We start from the raw sequence: 21,737 nt of genomic DNA on the forward strand, positions 1-21,737 counted from the left end.
GCTCAGCAGCCGTTCTGGAACGGGAAGCACTCGACCGGGCGCTGAGTGGTCGGTGCGCGGGTGGTGGTGCTCTGCGAGGTCTCCGACACCGGCCGCGGATGCGGGGAATCGCGCAGCAGCGCCAGCACCACGATCAGCAGCACCAGGAACACCCCGAGCACCGCGGCCACGAAGACGGCCAGTGCGGCCAGCTTCCCGCGCGGGCCCGGCTCGATCGGCGGCGGCGCCTGGACCGGCGGGGTGAACTTGCTCGGCGCCGGGATCGGGTTCGACGGCGGGCGGTTCTCGTCGAAGCCCTCCTCGAGCAGTTCGGCCCGGTCCGGCGCGGTGAGCCCGAGTGCCGAACAGGTGTGCAGCACCCGGTCGACGGTCCATTCGCGCGGGCCTGCGGAGAAGCCCTCCAGGTAGATCCGCAGTTCGTGCGCGTCGATGGTGTTGGCGACGAGCACGTCGAGCCCCGGCCGCAGTGCTGTGCGCGCGGGCCGGACCACCACGCCGCGATACGGGACGAGCACGACCGCGCCGCACACGTACCTGCTGTCCTGGAGTGCCTGCTCCAGCGCCACCCGCACCGCGTGTACCCCGTGCTCGAGGCGATCGGTGAGTCCGGTCGACGGCTCGGCGTCCAGGTCGAGCGGGCTGTCGCTGATCGTCCACGAACCGTCGGGCGAGACCGCGAGCAGGCCGCTCTGCCGTCGCCGGAATCCCTTGACCTCGACGACGGTGATCCCCCGCGGCGTCACGATCACCGCGCCGAGCCTGCGATCACCGACCCGGCAGTCGACCAGGGCCAACCCCGTGCTCGGATAGGCGCGCAGGCATTCCACGAACTCCCGCTCGGCGCCGGTGAGCTCCGCCTCCGGCCTGATCCGAACCAGCATTGTCGATGTTCCCCTACCAGTGCTGCGACCTCACACCGCCGCTGCGCGCTGCGGTACCCACCGATCATGACGCGCAACTGTTCCGAAAACCACTGGAACTCAAAGAAAAACAGTTCGGCGACCGCACTCGGCACCGGAATCCGATACCGGCGAGTACGCTGACGACCCGGCCGGGCGACGTCGAGCAGACAGGTGGACACGAGATGACTTCAGCGCCCCTACCACGCATTTCTCCGGGACGGTTCGGTGAACTCGGGCCGATCAACTGGGTTGTCTGGCAGGTGCTTTCGCGCGCTTCGGGAACCGAGGACGCCCACCTGTTCAGCACGCTCGGCCGTACCGGCGGCCTGTTCCGTGGCTGGCTGCATTTCTCCGGCAAGCTCATGCCAGGTGGACGGTTGCGCCGCGCGGAGGCCGAACTGGTGATCCTGCGCGTCGCGCACCTGCGCGACTGCGACTACGAAACCGACCACCATCGCCGCCTCGGCCGCAAAGCCGGGCTGACCGCCGACGAGATCGAGCGGGTCGGCGCGGGCCCCGAGGCCGAGGGCTGGACGCCACGGCAGCGGGCACTGCTCGCGGTGGTCGATCAGCTGGTGACCACCCGCGATGTCGACGATGCCGCCTGGACCGGGCTGGCCGCGCACTTCGACGAGCGGTTGCAGATCGAGATCGTGCTGCTGATCAACCAGTACGAGGGCCTGGCCGCCACCATCACCACCCTGCGGATCGCGCGTGACACCTTCTGATGTGACCCAGGTCATACAGCGGACAGCCACGGAAGCTCCCACAGTTAAGGCGTACAACGTACGGAGTTCATCGCCATCGAGGAGAGCCCATGCAGATCACCGGTACCGCCCTGTCGCTCAATGTCGCCGATCCGCGAGCCTCGGCGCAGTTCCTGATCGACCACCTCGGCTTCACCGAGCAGATGGCCGCCGACGGTTTCGTCTCGCTGAACCGCGCCGACAGTGGCGTCAACATCATCTACCTGCGCACCGGGCTGGCCACCTTCAAGCCCGCGCGGATCGCGGGCAGCGCGGGTGACGGCCTGCTGGTGGTGTTCGTGGTCGACGATATCGACGCCGAGTACGCGCGGCTGAGCGCGGCGGGCGTCCCGATCGAGACACCGATCGAGACCGAGGAATGGGGCGAGCGCTACTTCCAGATGACCGATCCCAACGGGATCGTCATCCAGCTCGTCCAGTGGGTGTGACGCTCAGCGGCGCGCGACCCGCAGTGCCGCCAGGATCATCGGAATCTGCAACGGCAGCCGGGCCAGCACACCAGCCTTGAACACCGGCGACGCCTTCGGATTGCCGACCACATCAGCGGCCATCTGAATATTGGCGGGGAAAACCCCGACGAACAGCGCCGCGGCCAGCCAGCCACCGAAACGCCGGGTCCGCGGCACCGCCAGCGCCGTCGCCACACCGAACTCGACGACACCGGAGGCGTAGGTGTAGGTGCGCGGGTCGCCGGGGAGCTTGGGCGGGATAGTGGCGTCGTACAGCTTCGGCACGACGAAGTGCAGGACGCCTGCCACGAACAGCAGTCCGCTCAGGTAGGTATGCGTCCGGCGACGCGGGGTTTCGATAGCAGCCACCCCCGCACTGTGCCACAGAGCCCCCGCCGGCCCACCCTCGGCGTCACGCCAGCGCGGCGGACGCGACGATCACCGTCACCCAGGGCGGCGGTCGCAGTGGTTACCGCTGCTCCAGGACCGGTCCATCGCGAGGTGCTAGAGGCCATTGCGCCGCGCGTCGAATACCGGGCGGCGCTAGCCGGTGCCCTTGGCGAGCAGGTCGGAGACCGTGGTGAAGCGGTAGCCCTGCGCGCGCAGGCCGTTGACGATGTCCGGGAGCGTGGCCGGCTCGGTGGTGCCGTGCATGACGTGCAGCAGGATGATCGAACCGGGACGGGTGCCGGCCAGCGTCTCGGCGACGATCGCTTTCTGACTGGCCCCGCCCGCCGAATCCGGTTCGACATCCCAGGTCACCGCGGTGCGATCGTGCTCGGACAGGTAGTGCGGCAACGTCCACAGTTTCTTGCCGTAGGGCGGGCGGAAGGTGATCGGGCCAGGGAATCCGGTGCGGCGGATCTCGGCGTCGGTGCGCTCGATCTCCGCGCGCACAGTGTCTCCGGAGACGAGGACCAGCCGGCGATGCGTGTACGAGTGATTACCGATCTCGTGGCCTGCCGCCGCGATGGCCGCACCGTACTCCGGGTGCGCGGCCAGGTCCTCGCCGACCAGGTAGAAGGTCGCGGGCACCTGGAGTTCGCCCAGGACGCGCAGGATTTCCGGGGTGCGGTCGGTGGGCCCGTCATCGAAGGTGAGGGCGACCAGTTTCTCGTTCGTCTCGACCCGATCCACCAGCCGCCCGGCCACCTGATACGTCCGCGAATTCATCAGCACATACAGCCCGGCGGCCACCGTCACCACCACGACAATGCCGATACCGAGCCCCGTCAACCACTTGCGCACACGTCTGCCTCTCCGGATCCTCCGGCCAGAGTAGTGCGTGGTGTCGGTTGTGCGATCGCTACGGAATCACCTGGGTGATGTCGCCCGGGTTCAGGTAATCGAAGAATCGGTGCGCGCCGTCCTCGGTCATCCGGACACAGCCGTGCGATTTCGAGTCCACCGGCCCCACATGGAACGCCATATCCCCATTGAAGAACGTGGCCCAGCGCATCGGCGCATTATGCATCGTGCTCCAGTGGAATTCGCGCTTGAACGAAATCCGCGTCACCGCAGGCGGCGTCTCGAATCCCGGCATACCGTGCGAAATCGGCGTCGGCCCGAAGACCACCCGTCCGTTGTCCACCAGCCACGCCTCGTTCGTCGACAGCCGCAGACAGGCCCTGGCCTCCACCACCGGGCACGGCGACGCCGTCGGAACAATCGCGGGAACACCGGGAATATCAGGTCCACCAGGGAAAAGCGGCTCGGCCATCGCGGGCCCCGTGACACCGAACCCCGCCACCGCGACCACCGCGGCCACCCGGGCGGCCCAACCGAGAATGCGCTTGCTCACCATCGAGTTCGTAACCTCTCTGTCCGCCTCTACGCGCCTTTTGCCGGCCGTAGGTACGACGACAGCGCGTTGCCGGGCTGGCGGTCACGAGGAAGTCAGCTTGTGGGCGTGCCCGGCGAATTACCCATGTACTCACGAGAAGAACTGCTCAGATCATGGGCCATAGAACGCGATTCACCAAATCAACGCCCACAACTTGGCCGAATAGAAATACAAGCACCGCAACCTCCCGCACTCCCAGCCACACCTCACCACCAAAGACCGCAGCCTCCCGCACTCCCACCCCCGCACATCCCGACCCCGGCGGCCCCCAGGGGCCGCGACCTCGAGCGCGCCAGCGCTCCAACAAACACAGCCCGTCAAACCATCCTGGGACCGCAAACAAAAAAGCCCGGTGCCGCCAACCAGCGACACCGGGCCCACCACACAACTCAGAAGTTGATCATGTGCCCAGCCAGTCCATGAATAGCCTCCTGCAAAGCCTCACTCAACGTCGGATGCGTGTGCACATTCCGAGCCAGCTCATTGACAGTGAGGTCCCACTTCTGCGCCAACGTCAGCTCAGGCAGCAACTCCGAAACATCGGGCCCGATGAGATGCCCACCGATGAGCTCACCATGAGTCTTGTCCGCGATCAGCTTCACGAACCCCGTCGGATCGGCCAACCCGTGCGCCTTGCCGTTGGCCGTGAACGGGAAGGTCGCGACCTTCACGTCGTAGCCCTCGTCGCGAGCCTGTTCCTCGGTGAGCCCGAAGCTGGCGACCTGCGGCTGGCAGAAGGTGGCTCGCGGCATCATCCGGTAGTCGCCCAGTGTCAGCGTCTCGGCGCCGGCGATGGTCTCGGCGGCGACCACACCCTGCGCCTCGGCGACGTGCGCGAGCTGCAGCTTGGCGGTGACATCACCGATCGCGTAGATGTGCCCCACATTGGTGCGCATGTTGTCGTCGATCGCGATGGCGCCCCGGTCGGTGAGCGCGACACCGGTGGTCTCCAGCCCGTAGCCGTCGATCCGCGGCGCGAAGCCGACTGCTTGCAGCACCTTGTCGACGGTGACCGTCTCGACCGAACCGGACTTGTTGTCCTTGATCTGGACGGTGACCTTGGAGCCGTCGTCGTCGATCGTCTGCACGGCCGCACCGGTGGTGATGGTGATGCCGAGCTTCTTGTACTGCTTGGTGATCTCCTTGGAGACGTCGATGTCCTCGTTGGGCAGCGCGCGGTCGAGGAATTCCACGATCCGCACGTCGACGCCGTAGTTCTTGAGGACGTAGGCGAACTCCATGCCGATGGCGCCCGCGCCCACGATGAGGATGGAGCCGGGCAGGTCACGGGTGAGGATCTGCTCCTCGTAGGTGACCACGTTGGCGGAGAGCTGGGTGCCCGGCAGCAGTTTGGTGGTGGTGCCGGTGGCGATGATGACGTTGTCGAAGGTGATCGACTCGGCGCCGCCCTTGGTGAGGGCGACGTCCAGGGAGTTCGGGCCGGTGAAGGTGCCGAGGCCGTCGTACTCGTCGATCTTGTTCTTCTTCATCAGGAAGTGCACGCCCTTGACGCGCCCGTCGGCCACCTTGCGGCTGCGATCGAAGGCGGCACCGAAGTCGAAGCTGACCTCACCGGAGATGCCGAAGGTCTTGGCCTCCTTGTGGAAGATATGGGCCAGCTCGGCGTTGCGCAGCAGTGCCTTGGACGGGATGCAGCCCACGTTCAGGCACACGCCACCCCAGTATTTCTGCTCGACAATCGCTGTTCGCAGGCCGAGTTGAGCGGCACGGATCGCGGCGACATATCCGCCGGGACCAGCGCCGAGAACGACGACATCGTAGTGGGAAGTCACGACCCCGAGCCTAACTCTGTTTCCAACACTTCACCCACCCGTCCCCCACTTACGTGAGATGCGCGCACACCCCACCCAGCGCCTTCGCACGCCCACCCGCCGGCCCGGGTACGCCGGTACTGTCGACGTGGTGAGCGTCCGGGCGATCAGCGACACGACGATCGCCGAAACTGCGCACGACCTGCCGAACGGCGCCCCCGCCGAATACGCGGGGGGAACCATCGGGGCGGGGGCGCGAATCGGCAGCAGGCTCGACGGCACGGTCTCGACACCGCTGATGCGACTGCTCGTGCGGGCCGCGCGGCAGGCCGGAGTGCCCGAAGACCAGCTCGACCGGATCCCGGGCACCGATGCTGTCCTGCTCGGTGGTGAACTGCACCGGATTCCGATGAGCTCGCTACTGGGGTTGTGGGAGTTGATCGCTCATGCGCGACCGGGCCAAGGGGCAGGGTTGGCGATCGCCGCCGCGGCGCCGCTCGGGACGCTGACCACCTGGGACTACCTGGTGACCACCGGCGCCACGCTGACCGATTCGCTGCGCGCCGCCCAGCCTTTCCACCGATTGGTCACCGCGGCCGCCGAGGGCTTCGACCTGTCCGGGGAGGGCGAGCTGACCGTCGGCTACCGCACCAGCGCGGGGGATCCGGCGGTCGCCGCGGTGGTCAACGAGTACGTGCTGGCCTACTACTTGCGCCGGGCCCGCGAGGCGACCGGCCGGCCGCTGGTCGCGGCCAGGGTGAGTTTCGGCCATCCCGCGCCGGCCGACCACGCCGACCTGGTCGCCGCGTTCGGAACCGACGAGATCGAGTTCGGCGCCGCCGCCGACGCCATCACCTTCCATGCCGACGACGCGAACGCCCCGCTCCCCCGCGCCGACCCGATACTGGCCGACCTGCTGCGCAGCCACGCCGACCTGGTCCTCGCCTCCGCCCGCCCGATCGCCGGTCCACTCGACCCGTTCCGCGTCGCCCTCGCCACCGCGCTGGACGCAGGCGACCCGGCCCTGCCCCGCGTCGCCACCGCCCTGGCCATGAGCCCGCGCACCCTGCAACGGCATCTCGCCGAACACGGCACTTCCTGGCGTCAAGAACTCGATGTGCTCCGCCACGAACGCGCCGAAGCCCTACTGGGACAGGGCTTCACCACCGCGGCGGTCGCCCAGCGACTGGCCTTCACCGACGACCGCGCCCTCCGGAAAGCCTTCCACCGCTGGACCGGCGCATCGCCGGCCGCCACCCGCTGACCACGGCCCACACCACCAGCGTGCGTACCCTCACCGCGCCTCGACCGAATTACCGAGCTCGGTCTCGATGAAGTACGGCCTGGCGGGAATGGACCGGGTGCAGGCGTGCGCGGACCTGGGGACGCCGTCACCGCCGCCATACCGTGGTCGATACCGGAGAAAACCCCGGTTGACCTGGAAAGAAGGCTCGATCATGACGAACACCGCGCGCCCCACCCACACCCGCGAGATCCACTTGGCCGCCCGCCCGGTCGGCGCCCCGGTCGCGACAGATTTCGCTTTCGTCGAGCGCGAACTGCCGCCACTGGCCGACGGGGAGATCCTGGTGCGCAATACCTGGATGTCGGTGGACCCGTACATGCGCGGCCGGATGGACGACGCGCCCTCCTACATTCCGCCGTTCGCACTCGGTGCGGCACTGGAGGGTTCGGCGGTCGGGGAGGTGATCGAGTCCCGCGCCGCCACGATCGCCGTCGGCACGCTGGTCTCGCATTTCGCCGGCTGGCGCGAACACGCGATCGTCGACGCGGCGACCGCGACCCCGATCGATCCGGAACTGGCTGCCCCGTATCAGTTCCTGAGCGTGCTCGGCACCACCGGACTCACCGCTTACGCGGCACTCACCGACGCCGCGCCGGTGCGTCCCGGCGACACCGTGTTCGTCTCGGCCGCCGCCGGCGCGGTGGGCAGTGTGGCCGGCCAGATCGCCAGGGCACTGGGGGCGAAGCGGGTGATCGGCTCGGCCGGCGGGCCGGTGAAGGCCCGAAAGCTGCTCGACGTCTTCGGTTTCGACGCCGCCATCGACTACCGCGGAGGCGATCTCACCGAGCAGCTCGCCGACGCGGCCCCCGACGGCATCGACGTCTACCTCGACAGCGTCGGCGGCGAGCACCTGCGGGCCGCCGTCGAAGCCATGAACCAGCACGGCCGGATCGCCCTGGTCGGCGCGATCAGCGGCTACAACGGTGACACCGACCGGCCGGCCCCTGACCTCTACCTCGCCGCGACGAAGGAACTCACCCTCCGCGGCCTCCTGGTGACCAGCTACCTCCCACTCTTCGCCGAATACATCCCGCGAGCGGCGAGCTGGCTGGCCGACGGCACCCTCCGCACCGCCGAAACCGTCTACGAGGGCCTCGACCAGGCCCCCGCCGCCTTCCTCGGCGTCCTCACCGGCGCCAATACCGGCAAGATGCTCGTGCGTCTCGAATGACCGATCAAGATCACCAGGCCTTCAGGGAGACAACGGCCGAGAAGGGAAATCCCTGGTGGCCTGGTGATCAACCGTCCAGCTCAGTTCCGCCAGACCTGGGCCGCGAGGCGGGCGAAATTGCCGCCGAAGAGGGCGGCGCGTTCGCTGGGGGTGAAGCCGCGGGTGGCGAGGTGGGTGTCGAGGCCGGGGACATCGGCGTCGCCCAGGAGGTCTTCGGGTGGGGTCCATTGCAAGGGGCCCCACTTGGTGTAGACCTCGGAGAAGGCGTGGGGGGTGTCGCGGATCTCGTCGTTGAACTGCTGGCCGTCGAAGGAGTAGTCCGAGCCGATGCCGATGTGGTCGATGCCGACCAGGTCGACGCCGTAGCGGATGTGGTCGGCCATGGCGGCGACGCGGGCGGCGCGGTCGTCGGGGTCGTTGTGGCCCAGGAAGATTCCGACGCCGTTGATGCCGACCACGCCGCCGGTCGCGGCGCAGGCGCGGGCCTGGTCGTCGGTGATATTGCGCGGATGTGCCCACAGCGCGGCGAAATTGGAGTGGCTGTAGATCATCGGGGCGGTGGTGTGGGTGGACAGGTCGAGTCCGGTGCGGCGCGAGCAGTGCGAGCCGTCGGCGAACATGCCGACCTCGTTGAGCTTGCGCACCAGGTCTTTCCCGTAGGCGGACAGGCCGGTGTCCTCGGTGTCGAGGCAGCCGCAGCCCGCCGGGTTGGCGTGGTTGTAGGTGGGTGCCAGGGAGCGCACGCCCAGGGAGTAGAACAGTTCGACATTGTCGAGGTCGCCGTCCAGTGGTGCGGAATCCTCGAGATCGAAGGCCAGTGTGAGCACCTCGGGGTCGCCGACCTCCTCGGCGGTCGTGACGAGACGGAAGCGGGGGTCGGCGGCGGCCTCGGCCCGGAACTGGTCCAGCAGTGCCAGCGAATCCGCCTTGCGCTGTGGCGAATAGCCCACATTCACCGACAGGTACGAACCGAGCGGATACCTGGCCAGCTCGGCGATCCTGGCGGTGTGCCGCAACGGCAGACAACAGTGCTGCTCCCACAGGAACATCGACCATCTCCCCTTCGTCGTCCGTTACCGGCGATCCTACGTTTCGCAATGGATCCGGAATCGGATCGTCGCTAACGCGATGTCCGATCTGCCCGATTAACCAGTGACTTCATTTCCTGCCCGAAGGCGGTGCGACATGCGTCGCTTGCTGATCCTCCTCGCCTCACTCGCGCTGGGCGCCGGCCTGTGGGCCGCCCCGGTCGCGGCCGGTCCGTCCTCCTGTGGACTCGTCTGGGGCTCGCTCGACGAATCGGCGTCCGGTTATGCCCGCGCCACCGTCGAGAATGTTCGTGTGGGCCGCCACGCCTGCTTCGACCGCATGGTGGTCGACCTCAGCGGCCCGGCCGCCGGCTATCACGTCGGCTATGTCGACCAGGTCACCATGGACGGCTCCGGTCTCCCGGTACCGCTGCGTGGTGGCGCTTTCCTGCACGTGACGGTGCAGGCGCCCGCCTACGACGACGCAGGCAATGCCACCTTCCGTCCCGCGCAACCCGGTGAAGTGGTGAACGTGGCGGGCTATGACACCTTCCGCCAGCTCGCCTGGGCCGGGTCGTTCGAGGGCCGCACCGGTTTCGGCCTCGGGGTGCGCGCCCGGCTCCCGTTCCGCGTGCTGACCCTCGACCACCCGGCCCGCGTGGTGATCGACGTCGCGCACCACTGGTGACTCACCACCCGGGCCGTTGTGGCCGCGAGCCGACGAGCTCGTCGGGCTTGGCGCTCGACCGCGACCGGTAGACGATGTAGGGGCGGTAGAAGTAGCTCAGCGGCGCGCTGAACGCGTGCACCAGCCGGGTGAACGGCCACAGCGCGAACAGGGTCAGCGCGATCAGCACGTGGATGTGGAACGACAGCGGCGCCTGCGCCATCAGGTCTCCGCGCGGTTGCAGGATCCAGATCGAACGGAACCACGGCGAGACCGTCTCCCGGTAGTTGTGTTCCGGGCCGATCGCGCCGGAACCGATCAACGTGGTCGCCAGCCCGGTGACCAGCGCGCACACCAGCACCACGTACATGATCTTGTCGTTGCGGGTGGTCGCGGTGAACACCGGCCCGTTGCGGCGGCGCCGGTAGATCAGCAGCACGATGCCGGTGAGGGTGGCGACGCCGGCGATGCTGCCCAGCGCGATGGCCTGGATGTGATAGACGTGCTGGCTCATCCCGATGGCGTCGGTCCAGGATTCGGGGATGACCAGGCCGATGATGTGGCCGACGATCACCACCAGCATCCCGTAGTGGAACAGCGGGCTGCCGATGCGCAGCAGCCTGCTCTCGTAGAGCTGCGAGGACCGCGTGGTCCAGCCGAATTTGTCGTAGCGGTAGCGCCACCAGCTGCCGACGATCAGGATCGCCAGACTCACGTACGGGACGATGTCCCAGAAGATCTCGCCCGCCGAGACACTGTCAGCAGCCATGTCACCGAAGTCCTTTCGCTACAGCGGGTTCCCGCGCGTCGCGGCGCGGCGGCACGGTCAGGGTGAACGGGGCCAGGCCGACCGCCTCGGCGGCCGGGCCCGCGTCGACCAGGCGGCGGGCCCAGCCGAGGTCCTGCTCGGTGGCGGGCGGCAGGGTGGCGGTGACGGCGGCCAGTGCCGGGGTGTAGAGCGAGTCCTCGTCGGCCAGTGCCAGCCCGATGGCGTGGATCGCGCGCCGGTAGGCGGTGAGCAGCGCGGCACCGGCGACCGGGTCGACGGTGGCCGCGAATTCCAGCACGACCGGAAGATGGTCGGGCACTTCGTTGTCCGGCGGGGTCACGCCGGCGCCCCGGTAGGCCTCGGTGAACGCCAGCATCGACATGCCGCGATTGCGGGTGTCGCCGTCGGTCCAGTAGGTGAGCAGCAGGGTGGCTCGCCTGCGCAGGTCGAACGTCTCCACATACTGTTGTGCCGCAACATTTTCCGCAATAGCACGCAGGGCATCGGCCACCGACAGCAGCGGCCGGGCACGTTCCGGCGGTAGGTGCGCGCACAGCTGGGTGACGAGGTCGAGGCGTGCGCTCTGCTCGTCGTCCGGATAGGCCAGCAGTAGCGAGGCCGCCTGCCAGACCAGCCGGTGCTCGGCGGTGCGGCGCGCGGTCCGCCCGCGCATCATCGGCGGCCGCCCGGGAACATGCCATCGGGAGCGCCCTTGCCGTCCCAGTTCAGCAGGTTGACCCGCGACGGGCCACCGGCCGACTCGCTGGTCTGGCGCTGTTTGAGCGCGTGGAAGGTTTCCACCGCGACCGGCACCGGCTTGCCGCTGGTCTCCCCGAACGGGCCGGAGGCCTGGTCGTACATGCCTGGCCCGCCGTCGAAATCCAGGGCGCAGTCGGCCACCGATTCCTCGAGCTGATGGCCCTGTTCGGCGTAGGCCGACGGAATGACATACCGCTCATCGATTTTCGCCAGCGCGAGCAGCCGGTACATCCGGTAGATCTGTTCCTCGGTCATCCCGACCGCGGCCGGAATATGTTCCTGCGGTTCGCGTCCGAGATTGATATCGCGCATGTACGAGCGCATCGCCGCGAGCTTGCGCAGCACCAGCGCGACGGTTTCGGTATCGCCCGCGGTGAACAGTCCGGCGAGATATTCCAAGGGAATACGCAGTGATTCCAGTGCGCCGAACAGATTGCCGAGGTCCTCGCCGTCGTGCCCGTCGCGGGCGACCGCGTCGACCACCGGCGACAGCGGCGGGATGTACCAGACCATCGGCATGGTCCGGTATTCCGGATGCAGCGGCAGTGCGACGCGGAAGTCTTTGATCAGCGTGTGGATCGGGGACTTCTGCGCGGCCTCGATCCAGCTGTCGGGAATGCCCGAGGCGCGCGCGCCCGCGACGACTTCCGGGTCGGCGGGATCGAGCAGCACATCCAGCTGCGCCTGGTAGAGCGCGCGGTCGTCGGCGACCGAGGCCGCGTCCAGGACCTTGTCCACGTCGTAGAAGATCAGCCCGATGTAGCGCAACCGGCCGACGCAGGTCTCCGCGCACACCGTCGGCAGCCCGACCTCCACGCGCGGATAGCAGAAGGTGCACTTCTCGGCCTTGCCGGTCTTGTGGTTGAAATACACCTTCTTGTACGGGCATCCGGAGATACACATGCGCCAGCCACGGCACTTGTCCTGGTCGACGAGCACGATGCCGTCCTCGGTGCGCTTGTACATCGCCCCCGACGGGCACGAGGCGACACACGCCGGGTTCAGGCAGTGCTCGCAGATGCGCGGCAGATAGAACATGAACGTCTGCTCGAGCTCGGTCCTGACCTTCTCGCTGACCTGGGCCAGCACCGGATCACCGGGCAGGATCTCCGGTGAGCCGGCCAGATCGTCGTCCCAGTTGGCCGACCAGTTGATCTTCATCCGGTCGCCGGTGAGCAGGCTGCGCGGCGCGGCGACCGGGATCTGGTCCGACAGCGGGGCGTTGATCAGGTTCTCGTAGTCGTAGGTCCACGGCTCGTAGTAGTCCGACATCGACGGCATTTTCGGGTTGGCGAAGATATTGGCCAGCTTGGCGAACCGGTCACCGCCGCGCAGCCGCAGCCTGCCGTTCTTCAGCGTCCAGCCGCCGCGCCATTTCTCCTGATCCTCGTAGGTGCGTGGATAACCCTGTCCTGGACGGGTTTCCACATTGTTGAACCAGACGTATTCGGTGCCACTGCGATTGGTCCAGGCCTGTTTGCAGGTCACCGAACAGGTGTGGCAGCCGATGCATTTGTCCAGGTTCATCACCATCGCCAACTGCGCCATGACTTTCATCAGTACGTCACCTCCTGGCTACGGCGACGGACCATGGTCACTTCGTCGCGCTGATTTCCGGTCGGGCCGAGATAGTTGAACGCGAAGGAGATCTGGGCGTAGCCGCCCGCCAGATGGGTGGGTTTGATGAGCAGTTGGGTGATCGAATTGTGGATGCCGCCACGGGTTCCGGTGGTTTCCGCGAGCGGGACATCGATGGTGCGTTCCTGGACGTGGTACACGTACACCACCCCGCGCGGCATGCGCTGGGAGACGATGGCGCGGCAGACGAGCACACCGTTGCGGTTCACTGCCTCGACCCATTCGTTGTCGCGCACACCGATTTCCGCGGCGTCGCCCGGACTCATCCACATGGTCGGTCCGCCGCGCGAGAGCGACAGCATCAGCAGGTTGTCCTGATATTCGGAATGGATCGACCATTTGGAATGCGGGGTGAGATAGCGCAGGGTCAGGCCGAGGCCGTCGCGTTGCTCCCCGATGCCCGGTTCGCCGTAGAGCTTGGCCATGTCCAGGGGCGGCCGGTAGATGGGCAGCGCCTCGCCGAGTTCCTCGAGCCAGTCGTGATCGACGTAGAAATGCATGCGGCCGGTGAGGGTGTGGAATGGTTTGAGGTATTCGATGTTCTGGGTGAACGGCGCGTAGCGTCGGCCACCGGTTTCGCTGCCCGACCATTCGGGGCTGGTGATCACCGGCACCGGCCGGGATTGTGTCTCCGCGAAGGTGATCCGGCGTTCCTCGCTGCCCTCGGCGAGTTTCACCATGTAGCGGCCGGTGCGCCGGTCCAGTTCCTCGAATCCGGCCACCGAGAGCCTGCCGTTGGTGGCGCCGGAGAGCATGAGGATGGACTCGGCCATCTTCTCGGCGGTATCCAGGGCCGGACGACCCTCCGCCACACCGGAATTCATCACTCCGTGCAGGTGGCCGAGCTCGAGCACCTCCTGATCGGGGAACACGGTGACGCCCTTGGTGGTGAGCCCGGCCTGTTCCACCAGCGGACCCAGCGCCGCCCATTTCTCCGCGACCCTCGCGTAATCGCGTTCGACCACGACCAGCGGACCCATCGTCTTGCCCGGCACCGGGACCTCGCCGGTGGTCTGCCAATTCGACTGGGTGCCATGGGGATAGGCCATCGCGCCCGGAGTGTCGTGTTGCAGCGTGCCGAGTACGACATCGGTGCGGGTGCCCAGATGCCGGGCCGCCATCGGCGCGAAGGCCCGGATGATCGTGCCGAAGGCGTCGAAGTCCGAGCGGGCCTCCCACGCCGGGTCGATCGCCGCGGTGAAGGCGTTCATGAACGGGTGCATATCGGTACTGGACAGGTCGACCTTCTCGTACCAGGTCGCCGCAGGCAGCACGATGTCGGAGAACAGGGTGGTGGAGGTCATCCGGAAGTCGATCGACATGAGCAGATCGAGCTTGCCCTCGGGTATCGGGTCGGGTGCGACGACATCGACCGGGCGCCGGTCCGGCGCCGCCTGTTCGTTGCGCACATTCGAGGCCGATCCGAGCAGGTGTTTGAGGAAGTACTCGTTGCCCTTCGACGAGGAGCCGAGCAGATTGGAGCGCCAGACATTGAGCACGCGCGGCCAGTTGCGCGGGTTGTCGGGGTCCTGGACCGCGAATCGCAGGTCGCCGGAATGCAATTGGTCGACCGTGTAGGCCACCGGATCGGCGCCGACGGACTGCGCCTCCGCGGCGAGGTCCAGCGAGGAACGGTCGAACTGCGGGAAGAACGGCGTCCAGCCCATCGCCACCGCCGAGCTCAGCACATCCATGGTGTGCTTGTCGCGGAACAGGCCGCGACCGGTCGGGGCGGCGAGCACATCGGCACGGTAGCCGTCGTAGCGCCACTGATCGGTGTGCGCGTACCAGTAGGACGTGCCGGCCATCAGCCGCGGTGGTCGCGACCAGTCGGTGCCCATGGCCAGCGCGCTCCAGCCGGTCACCGGCCTGCACTTCTCCTGGCCGACATAGTGGGCCCAGCCGCCGCCGTTGCGGCCCATCGAACCGGTGAGCAGCAGCAACGCCAGGATCGCGCGGTAGGTGGCGTCGCCGTGGAACCACTGGCAGATGCCCGCGCCCATGATGATCATGCTGCGGCCGCCGGAATCGACGGCGTTGTCGGCGAACTGTTTGGCGATCCGGATGACCTGCTCACCGGAGACACCGGTGATGGCCTCCTGCCAGGCCGGCGTGCCCGGCGAATCGGGATCGGTGTACCCGCTGGGCCAGTGCCCGGGCAGCCCCGGCCGCGCGACACCGTACTGCGCCAGCAGCAGATCGAAGACCGTGCACACCCGGCGACCGGCGACCACCCGCACCGGCACCCCGCGATCGATCGTCTCGCCGTGCCCGTCGACGGTGTCGAAGCGCGGCAGGGTCACCACGGCGCTGTCGCCACCGGTCACATCGGCGACGGTCAGCGCGGGCTGCAGGTCACCGAGGTCGAGATTCCACCGGCCCACCCCCTCCTCGCCGAAACGGAAGCCGAGCGAGCCGTGCGGGATCGCGGGCGCGCCGGTGACGCTGTCGAGGATCGCCGGTTTGAACGCGGCGTTCTCGGAGGTGTCGCCGAGGTCGGCGGCGGTGAGGTTCTTGCCGGGCACGAGCTGCCCGTCGCGTTCGTCGAGGCTGATCAGGAACGGCAGGTCGGTGAACTGGCGGACGTAGTCGACGAAGAACGGTTCGCGTTTGCGCACGAAGTACTCGGTCGCGATGACATGCCCCATCGCCATGGCCATCGCGCCGTCGGTGCCCGCCGCGCACGGCATCCACTCGTCGGCGAACTTGGTGTTGTCGGCGTAGTCGGGGCTGATCGTGACGACCTTGGTGCCGCGATAGCGCACCTCGGCCATCCAGTGCGCGTCGGGCGTGCGCGTCACGGGGACGTTGGAACCCCACATCATCAGGTAGGAGGCGTCCCACCAGTCGCCGGACTCGGGCACGTCGGTCTGGTCGCCGAAGACCTGCGGGGAGGCGACGGGCAGGTCGGCGTACCAGTCGTAGAAGGAGGTCATCACGCCGCCGAGCAGTTCCACGAAGCGCGAGCCCGCGGCGAAGGACACCATCGACATCGCCGGGATCGGCGAGAACCCGGCCACCCGGTCGGGGCCGTACTCCTTGATCGTGTGCACGTGCGCCGCGGCGATCATCTCGACCGCTTCGTCCCAGCTGATCCGCACCAGTCCGCCCATGCCCCTGGCCCGCTGGTAGGTGCGGCGGCGTTCGGGATCGGCCTGGATATCGGCCCAGGCCAGCACCGGATCGCGCAACCGGGACTTGGCCTCGCGATACATCTCCACCAGCAGGCCACGTGCGTACGGGTAGCGCACCCGGGTCGGCGAGTAGGTGTACCAGGAGAAGGCGGCGCCGCGCGGGCAGCCGCGCGGCTCGTAGTCGGGGCGGTCGGCACCCGCGGACGGATAGTCCAGTTCCTGGGTCTCCCAGGTGATGATGTCGTCTTTGACGTAGACCTTCCACGAACACGATCCGGTGCAGTTCACGCCGTGAGTGGAGCGCACCACCTTGTCGTGGCTCCACCGGTTGCGATAGAAGATGTCGCCCTCGCGCCCGCCTGCCCGGGTGACGGCACGCCGGTCGGGCGATTCCACGCCGGGCGTGAAGAACCGGCCACTGCGAACCAGCAGGTCTTCGACGGGTCCGCCGATATGCGCTGCGCGTGCCACTGCGTCTCCTTCTATTCGACGGCGTGCAGTTTCAGGACGGTGTAGACCAGTGCGGCAAGCGCGGTGGCCGCGAGCAACACCAGCCCGATCGTGTAGGTGTGGGCGGTCTCGTTGTAGGTGACGCCCATGATCAGCGGCGGGAAGTAGCCGCCCAGACCGCCCGCCGCCGAGACGATGCCGGTGACACTGCCGACCTTCGAACCCGGCGCCCGGCGCGCCACCCACGCGAACACACCGCCGGTGCCGATCCCCAGGAACAGCGCCAGCGTGATGAACGTGCACGCCGAGGCGATGTCCGCCGGTGGTTTGAACGCCGCGACCACCGCCATCACCGTGGTACCGGCCAGCGAGGTGACCACGACGTACTTGGGTGCGATCCGGTCCGAGAGGGCCCCACCGATCGGCCGCGCGATCACCGCGGCGAGCGCGAAGGCGGCGGTGCGGGTGCCCGCGTCGACGGCGGAGAAGTAGTAGACGTTCTTGATGTAGGTCGGCAGGTACGAGCTGAAGGCGACGAACCCGCCGAACACCACCGCGTACAGGAACGACATCTCCCAGGTGACACCGAGTTTCATCGCCGCGCGCAGCTTCGGCAGCACAGGGTCGGTGTTCGGCGTGAACTCCGGGGAGTCGCGCATGAACAGGATGCACAGCACCGCGGTCACCGCCAGCGCCGCAGCCACGATCAGGTGGGTGGGCAGCAGCCCGAACCAGTCGACGAAACGCGGAGTGAAGAACGCCGACACCGCCGTGCCGACCATGCCCGCACCGAACACACCGGTCGCGAACCCGCGCCGGGCAGGCACGTACCAGGAGTTCGCGAACGGAATGCCGACGGCGAAGATCGTGCCGGGAATGCCGAGCAGGAACGCGAACACCAGCATCAGCGGATAGGACTCGATCTGGCCTGCGATGCCGACCGCGATCACCGGCACGATCGCGGCCAGCGACACCCCGATGAACATCGTCCGGCCGCCGAAACGGTCGGTGAGCGCGCCGGAGACGATCCGGCCCAGCGAGCCGACCAGAATCGGCATGGCGACCATGATCGAGGCCGCCATGCTGCTCAGTGCCATCTTGTCGGCGTAGTTCGGCGAGAGCGGGCCGATGAGATTCCACGCCCAGAAGTTGATGGCCGACACCCACGTGGCCAGGGCAAGGTTGAGGGTCGGAGACCCGACGCGTACCGCTGTCTGTAGCGAGGTCACCCGACCAGGAGACCACACCGGACACCGCCGGGGCCGGTGAACACGCAACGATGCGGCAACTACCGGTAAAACCTTGTGAACTCCACTTTCCCCCGGAACTTCTCCAGTGCCGACGACCCGGCAAATCCCGGTACGGCATCTGCTCCGGTTCTCGGCCGCCTTGATCTGGACTGACTGGAGGGTGCGACGAAGGAGTACCCGGAGGGAGGGAAGATCAAGGGAACAGGCCGAGAACCCGCGGCACCAGCCGCAATAATCAGAGCATGAGCGGCGTTGAGCAGAACGTGACCGATCCCTATCTCTGGCTCGAAGAAGTGACCGACGAGGCCGCGCTGGACTGGGCGCGCGCTCGTAACGAGGTGGTCGGGCAGCGCTTCGCCGCGACCGACCGTTTCACCGCGCTGGAAGCGCGCATCCTGGCGATGCTCGACGACGACACCAAGATCGCCCATCCCGGGCGGCGCGGGCCGTGGCTCTACAACTTCTGGCGCGATGCGCAGCATCCGCGCGGGCTGTGGCGGCGTACCACGCACGAGTCCTACGCCACCGATGAGCCGGACTGGGATGTGCTCATCGACGTCGACGCGCTGGCGGAGGCCGATGGGGAGAACTGGGTGTGGGGCGGCGCCGCGGTGCTGCGGCCGTCGCAGGAACGCGCCATCATCCACCTGTCCCGGGGCGGCGCCGACGCCACCGTCGAACGCGAATTCGACCTGCGCACACGGCAATTCATCGCGCCCGAGGACGGCGGCTTCTTCCTGCCGGAGGCCAAGTCGCGCATCGGCTGGATCGACGCCGACACCGTCTATGTCGGTACGGATTTCGGGCCGGGCTCGCTCACCGATTCCGGGTACCCGCGCGTGGCCAAGCGCTGGCATCGCGGTACGGAATTGTCCACCGCCGAAATGATGTTCGAGGGCAAGCCGAGCGATGTGTCGATCAGCGTCGGCTACGACCGGCATCCCGGCTTCGAACGGCATTACCTGCACCGGTCGACCGACTTCTTCAACAGCGAGGTGTCGCTGCTCGACGACGGCGAGTGGCGGCTGATCGAAACCCCGACCGACGCCGATGTCGACTGGTACCGCGACTGGCTGCTGGTCCGGCTGAAGACCGAGTGGACGCCGGGTTCGACCACCTTCGCTCCGGGCAGCCTGCTGGTCACCGATATCAACGAATTCCTCGACGGTGGCCGGGAATTCGAGGTGCTGTTCACCCCCGACGCACACACCGCGCTGGAAACGTGGGGCTGGACCGAGAACCACCTGATCCTCACCACTCTGCGCGATGTGCAGACCGGCTTCCGGGTGCTCACTCCCGGCCCGGACGGCTGGGCCGGTTCCGAGCTGGCGGACTCGCCCACCATGTCGAGCTCGTCGGTGAACAACCTCGACCCGCTCGAGGGTGGTGACGAATTCATGCTCACCACCACGGGTTTCACCACTCCGACGACCTTGCTCAGCGGCGCGGTGGGCGAGTCGACCACCGTCCTCAAACAGGCGCCCGGCTACTTCGACGCCACCGGAATCGAGACCGAGCAGTTCTTCGCGACCTCCGACGACGGAACAGCCGTGCCCTACTTCGTGATTCGTCACCGTGACCGAAGGGGCACGCCTGGGCCGACCATCATGAACGGCTACGGCGGGTTCGAAGTGTCGCGCACCCCGGTGTATCTGGGCGCGGCAGGCATGGCGTGGCTCGAACACGGCGGCACCTATGTGCTGGCGAATATTCGTGGCGGTGGCGAATACGGGCCCGAATGGCACACGGCCGCGTTGAAAGAGCACCGGCACCGCGCCTTCGAGGATTTCGCCGCGATCGCCCGCGACCTGGTCGCGCGCGGCATCACCACGCCGGATCGGCTCGGCGCGAGCGGCGGCAGCAACGGCGGGCTGCTGATGGGTGTGATGCTCACCCGCTACCCGGAGTTGTTCGGCGCCATCGTCTGCCAGGTGCCGCTGCTGGATATGCGGCGTTATCACCTGCTGCTGGCCGGCGCGTCCTGGGTGGCCGAATACGGTGACCCGGACAAGCCGGAGGAATGGGCCTACATCAGCGAGTATTCGCCGTATCAGAACACCGATACCGACAAGCAGTACCCGCCGATCCTGCTGGCCACCTCCACCCGCGACGACCGGGTGCACCCCGGGCACGCGCGAAAGATGGCGGCGCTGCTGGAATCCCAGGACCGCACGGTCTGGTACTACGAGAACATCGAGGGTGGACACGGCGGCGCGGCCGACAACAAGCAGCAGGCATACCTGTCGGCGCTGGTCTACGAGTTCTTCACACAGATGCTGATGGAGGGCAGGCGCTCGGCCTGATCAGCGGTCGCGCAGCCATTTCTCCACCTCGGCGACGGTGGAGTCCGGGTCGGTGATCCAGCCGTTGTGCCCCAGGGCCTCCGGCTGGAACCACCGGGTGATCTGGGCGGCGGGCAGTTTGCTCAGCAGGTGGTCGGCGGAGCTCTGGGGGGCCAGTTCGTCACCGGCCATGGTGATCGACAGGACCGGGAACTTCAGCCGGGTCAACCGTTGTTCGTAGTCGATATCGGCGCCGACCGGGACGAAGCGGCCGGTGCGCGCCAGCCGCGCCCAGTCCGACATGAGCACCTTCGACTGCCTGCCGTAAGCCCGCTTGCCGAGTAGGTCGCCGGGCCAGAATCCGGCCAGGTTGGAGGCGACGGCCACCGCGGCGGTGCCGACCAGCATGCCTGGGCTGAGCACGCCGCGATAGCCGCGGAAATACGGTGTGCCGGAGGCGATCAGGATCAGCCCGCCGAGCCTGCCGCGCACGCGGGCGGCATACATGGCGGCGAGCTGGCCGCCCATGCTGTGGCCGAGCAGATACGGGGTGCTGCCGGGGAAACGGTCGCGTACGACCTGCAGCATCGCCGGGAAGTCCACCGAGGCCAGTTCGTGGTAGCCGTAGGCACTCTCGGTGTCGGGCCTGCGCGAGTCGCCGTTGCCGCGCAATTCGCCGATGGCGACGTCGAATCCGCGGGCGGCCAGCTGCCCGCCGAAGTATTCGTAGAACTCGCCGGGCACGGCCAGGCCGGGAACGATGACGACCACCGGCCGTGGCGCGTCGGGCGTGATCGGGTGCCGGTGCGGACCGCGCGCAGGCAGCAGCCGCACGGGCAGGGTGCTGCCGTCGGGTACCTGGATCGGGACGATCTCGACCCGGGCCATCAGGCTCCTACCGCACCCAGAATCACCCGGCTCAGCACCTTGATCACCTCGTCGAGCGGTGGTCGCGGCTCCGCGCCACTCCACCCGTCGACGACGTAGTTCACCGCGCCGATGATGGCCAGCACGCGCAATTCGTAGTCACCGGCGGGGATCTCGCCGTGCATGGCCGCGTCCTCGGCGGCGCTGGCCAGCAGCGATCCCCACACCCGGCGCAGCTCGAGCCGGAACTTCTCGACCTTCGGTCCGGCGCCGACCACCTCGACCAGCGCGACCCGCGCCTTGCGCGGATCGGTGCCGATGGCCTCGACATAGGCGCGCACCGCGACGTCGATCTGCTCGAGCACGGTGGCCTCGGTGCTGGCTTCGAGAGCGGCGGCCACCGCTTCCCGCGATTGCCTGTCGATCTGCTCGTACAGCTCCAGCAACAGCGATTCGCGGCCGGTGAACTCCTCGTAGAACTGCCGGGACGACAGTCCCGCGTCCTTGCAGATGGCCCCGACCGAGCTGTTGGCGTACCCGTCGCGCGCGAAGACCGTCAGGCCTGACTCCAGAAAACGCGCACGCCGCTGGCGTTGCCGGTCCTCTACGGGCTGCCCGGCATACATTCGTCCCGTATTCGCATCCTGTGACATTGTCGCTGACAATACCGAAGGGCCCGATCC

19 protein-coding genes are annotated in these 21,737 nt (G+C 67.7%); 6 read left to right on the forward strand and 13 right to left on the reverse strand.

From position 1 onward, the window contains the following. Positions 1–2: 2 nt before the first annotated feature. On the reverse strand, positions 3–881 hold the full coding sequence (locus ACFXK0_RS14470; protein WP_379410610.1) for a nuclease-related domain-containing protein: 879 nt from the start codon (positions 879–881) through the stop codon (positions 3–5). Between the two features lie 203 nt (positions 882–1,084). Here ACFXK0_RS14470 and ACFXK0_RS14475 point away from each other — a divergent pair, with 203 nt between their 5' ends. Continuing rightward, on the forward strand, positions 1,085–1,630 hold the full coding sequence (locus ACFXK0_RS14475) for a carboxymuconolactone decarboxylase family protein (protein ID WP_379410611.1): 546 nt from the start codon (positions 1,085–1,087) through the stop codon (positions 1,628–1,630). Between the two features lie 89 nt (positions 1,631–1,719). Then, positions 1,720–2,097, forward strand: coding sequence for a VOC family protein (locus tag ACFXK0_RS14480; protein WP_379410612.1), 378 nt, complete (start codon positions 1,720–1,722; stop codon positions 2,095–2,097). 3 nt (positions 2,098–2,100) lie between these two features. On the opposite strand, the gene ACFXK0_RS14485 is transcribed toward ACFXK0_RS14480, so the two are convergent. From ACFXK0_RS14485 to lpdA, 4 genes are all read right to left on the reverse strand, one after another. Next, positions 2,101–2,487, reverse strand: coding sequence for a hypothetical protein (locus ACFXK0_RS14485; protein ID WP_379410613.1), 387 nt, complete (start codon positions 2,485–2,487; stop codon positions 2,101–2,103). A gap of 174 nt (positions 2,488–2,661) precedes the next feature. After that, positions 2,662–3,366 (reverse strand): polysaccharide deacetylase family protein, encoded by a 705-nt coding sequence (locus tag ACFXK0_RS14490; protein ID WP_379410614.1) that lies wholly within the window; start codon positions 3,364–3,366, stop codon positions 2,662–2,664. A 58-nt stretch (positions 3,367–3,424) separates the two neighbouring features. After that, positions 3,425–3,919 carry a L,D-transpeptidase gene (locus tag ACFXK0_RS14495; RefSeq protein WP_379410615.1) on the reverse strand — a complete coding sequence of 165 codons (495 nt, stop codon included), beginning with the start codon at positions 3,917–3,919 and terminating at the stop codon, positions 3,425–3,427. 431 nt (positions 3,920–4,350) lie between these two features. Then, entirely contained in the window at positions 4,351–5,754 is a 1,404-nt protein-coding gene (gene lpdA / locus ACFXK0_RS14500) for a dihydrolipoyl dehydrogenase (RefSeq protein ID WP_379410616.1), read from the reverse strand. A gap of 130 nt (positions 5,755–5,884) precedes the next feature. Between lpdA and ACFXK0_RS14505 the strand changes: the two genes are divergently transcribed. Together ACFXK0_RS14505 and ACFXK0_RS14510 are read left to right on the forward strand one after the other, a co-directional pair. Further along, on the forward strand, positions 5,885–6,997 hold the full coding sequence (locus ACFXK0_RS14505; RefSeq protein ID WP_379410617.1) for an AraC family transcriptional regulator ligand-binding domain-containing protein: 1,113 nt from the start codon (positions 5,885–5,887) through the stop codon (positions 6,995–6,997). Positions 6,998–7,190: 193 nt separating this feature from the next. Continuing rightward, positions 7,191–8,210 carry an NADP-dependent oxidoreductase gene (locus tag ACFXK0_RS14510; protein WP_379410618.1) on the forward strand — a complete coding sequence of 340 codons (1,020 nt, stop codon included), beginning with the start codon at positions 7,191–7,193 and terminating at the stop codon, positions 8,208–8,210. Positions 8,211–8,290: 80 nt separating this feature from the next. Here ACFXK0_RS14510 and ACFXK0_RS14515 read toward each other — a convergent pair whose 3' ends face one another. Then, positions 8,291–9,259 carry a dipeptidase gene (locus ACFXK0_RS14515; protein ID WP_379410620.1) on the reverse strand — a complete coding sequence of 323 codons (969 nt, stop codon included), beginning with the start codon at positions 9,257–9,259 and terminating at the stop codon, positions 8,291–8,293. 136 nt (positions 9,260–9,395) lie between these two features. Here ACFXK0_RS14515 and ACFXK0_RS14520 point away from each other — a divergent pair, with 136 nt between their 5' ends. Continuing rightward, a complete protein-coding gene (locus ACFXK0_RS14520; protein WP_379410621.1) occupies positions 9,396–9,926 on the forward strand; it encodes a hypothetical protein in 531 nt (176 codons plus the stop codon). Between the two features lies 1 nt (position 9,927). Here ACFXK0_RS14520 and narI read toward each other — a convergent pair whose 3' ends face one another. From narI to ACFXK0_RS14545, 5 genes are read right to left on the reverse strand one after another with little or no spacing between them, the layout of a single operon-like run. Next, entirely contained in the window at positions 9,928–10,674 is a 747-nt protein-coding gene (gene narI, locus ACFXK0_RS14525; RefSeq protein WP_379410622.1) for a respiratory nitrate reductase subunit gamma, read from the reverse strand. Between the two features lies 1 nt (position 10,675). Next, positions 10,676–11,350: a nitrate reductase molybdenum cofactor assembly chaperone gene (gene narJ / locus ACFXK0_RS14530; RefSeq protein ID WP_379410624.1), complete on the reverse strand. Its 675-nt coding sequence runs from the start codon at positions 11,348–11,350 to the stop codon at positions 10,676–10,678. Beyond that, on the reverse strand, positions 11,347–12,990 hold the full coding sequence (gene narH, locus ACFXK0_RS14535) for a nitrate reductase subunit beta (protein WP_379410625.1): 1,644 nt from the start codon (positions 12,988–12,990) through the stop codon (positions 11,347–11,349). The genes narJ and narH overlap by 4 nt, the downstream gene beginning before the upstream one ends. After that, positions 12,990–16,676, reverse strand: a complete 3,687-nt coding sequence (locus ACFXK0_RS14540; protein WP_379410626.1) for a nitrate reductase subunit alpha — start codon at positions 16,674–16,676, stop codon at positions 12,990–12,992. Before ACFXK0_RS14540 ends, narH begins: the two co-directional genes overlap by 1 nt. Positions 16,677–16,687: 11 nt before the next feature. Then, a complete protein-coding gene (locus tag ACFXK0_RS14545; RefSeq protein WP_379410627.1) occupies positions 16,688–17,884 on the reverse strand; it encodes an MFS transporter in 1,197 nt (398 codons plus the stop codon). Positions 17,885–18,054: 170 nt separating this feature from the next. Here ACFXK0_RS14545 and ACFXK0_RS14550 point away from each other — a divergent pair, with 170 nt between their 5' ends. After that, positions 18,055–20,208: a prolyl oligopeptidase family protein gene (locus tag ACFXK0_RS14550; RefSeq protein ID WP_379410708.1), complete on the forward strand. Its 2,154-nt coding sequence runs from the start codon at positions 18,055–18,057 to the stop codon at positions 20,206–20,208. Here ACFXK0_RS14550 and ACFXK0_RS14555 read toward each other — a convergent pair whose 3' ends face one another. Both ACFXK0_RS14555 and ACFXK0_RS14560 read right to left on the reverse strand, forming a co-directional pair. Continuing rightward, positions 20,209–21,075 carry an alpha/beta fold hydrolase gene (locus ACFXK0_RS14555; protein ID WP_379410629.1) on the reverse strand — a complete coding sequence of 289 codons (867 nt, stop codon included), beginning with the start codon at positions 21,073–21,075 and terminating at the stop codon, positions 20,209–20,211. Continuing rightward, positions 21,075–21,707, reverse strand: coding sequence for a TetR/AcrR family transcriptional regulator (locus tag ACFXK0_RS14560; protein ID WP_379410630.1), 633 nt, complete (start codon positions 21,705–21,707; stop codon positions 21,075–21,077). The genes ACFXK0_RS14555 and ACFXK0_RS14560 overlap by 1 nt, the downstream gene beginning before the upstream one ends. Between the last annotated feature and the right edge of the window lie 30 nt (positions 21,708–21,737).

It is taken from the genome of Nocardia sp. NPDC059177 (assembly GCF_042755165.1).
Taxonomy (GTDB): Bacteria; Actinomycetota; Actinomycetes; order Mycobacteriales; family Mycobacteriaceae; genus Nocardia.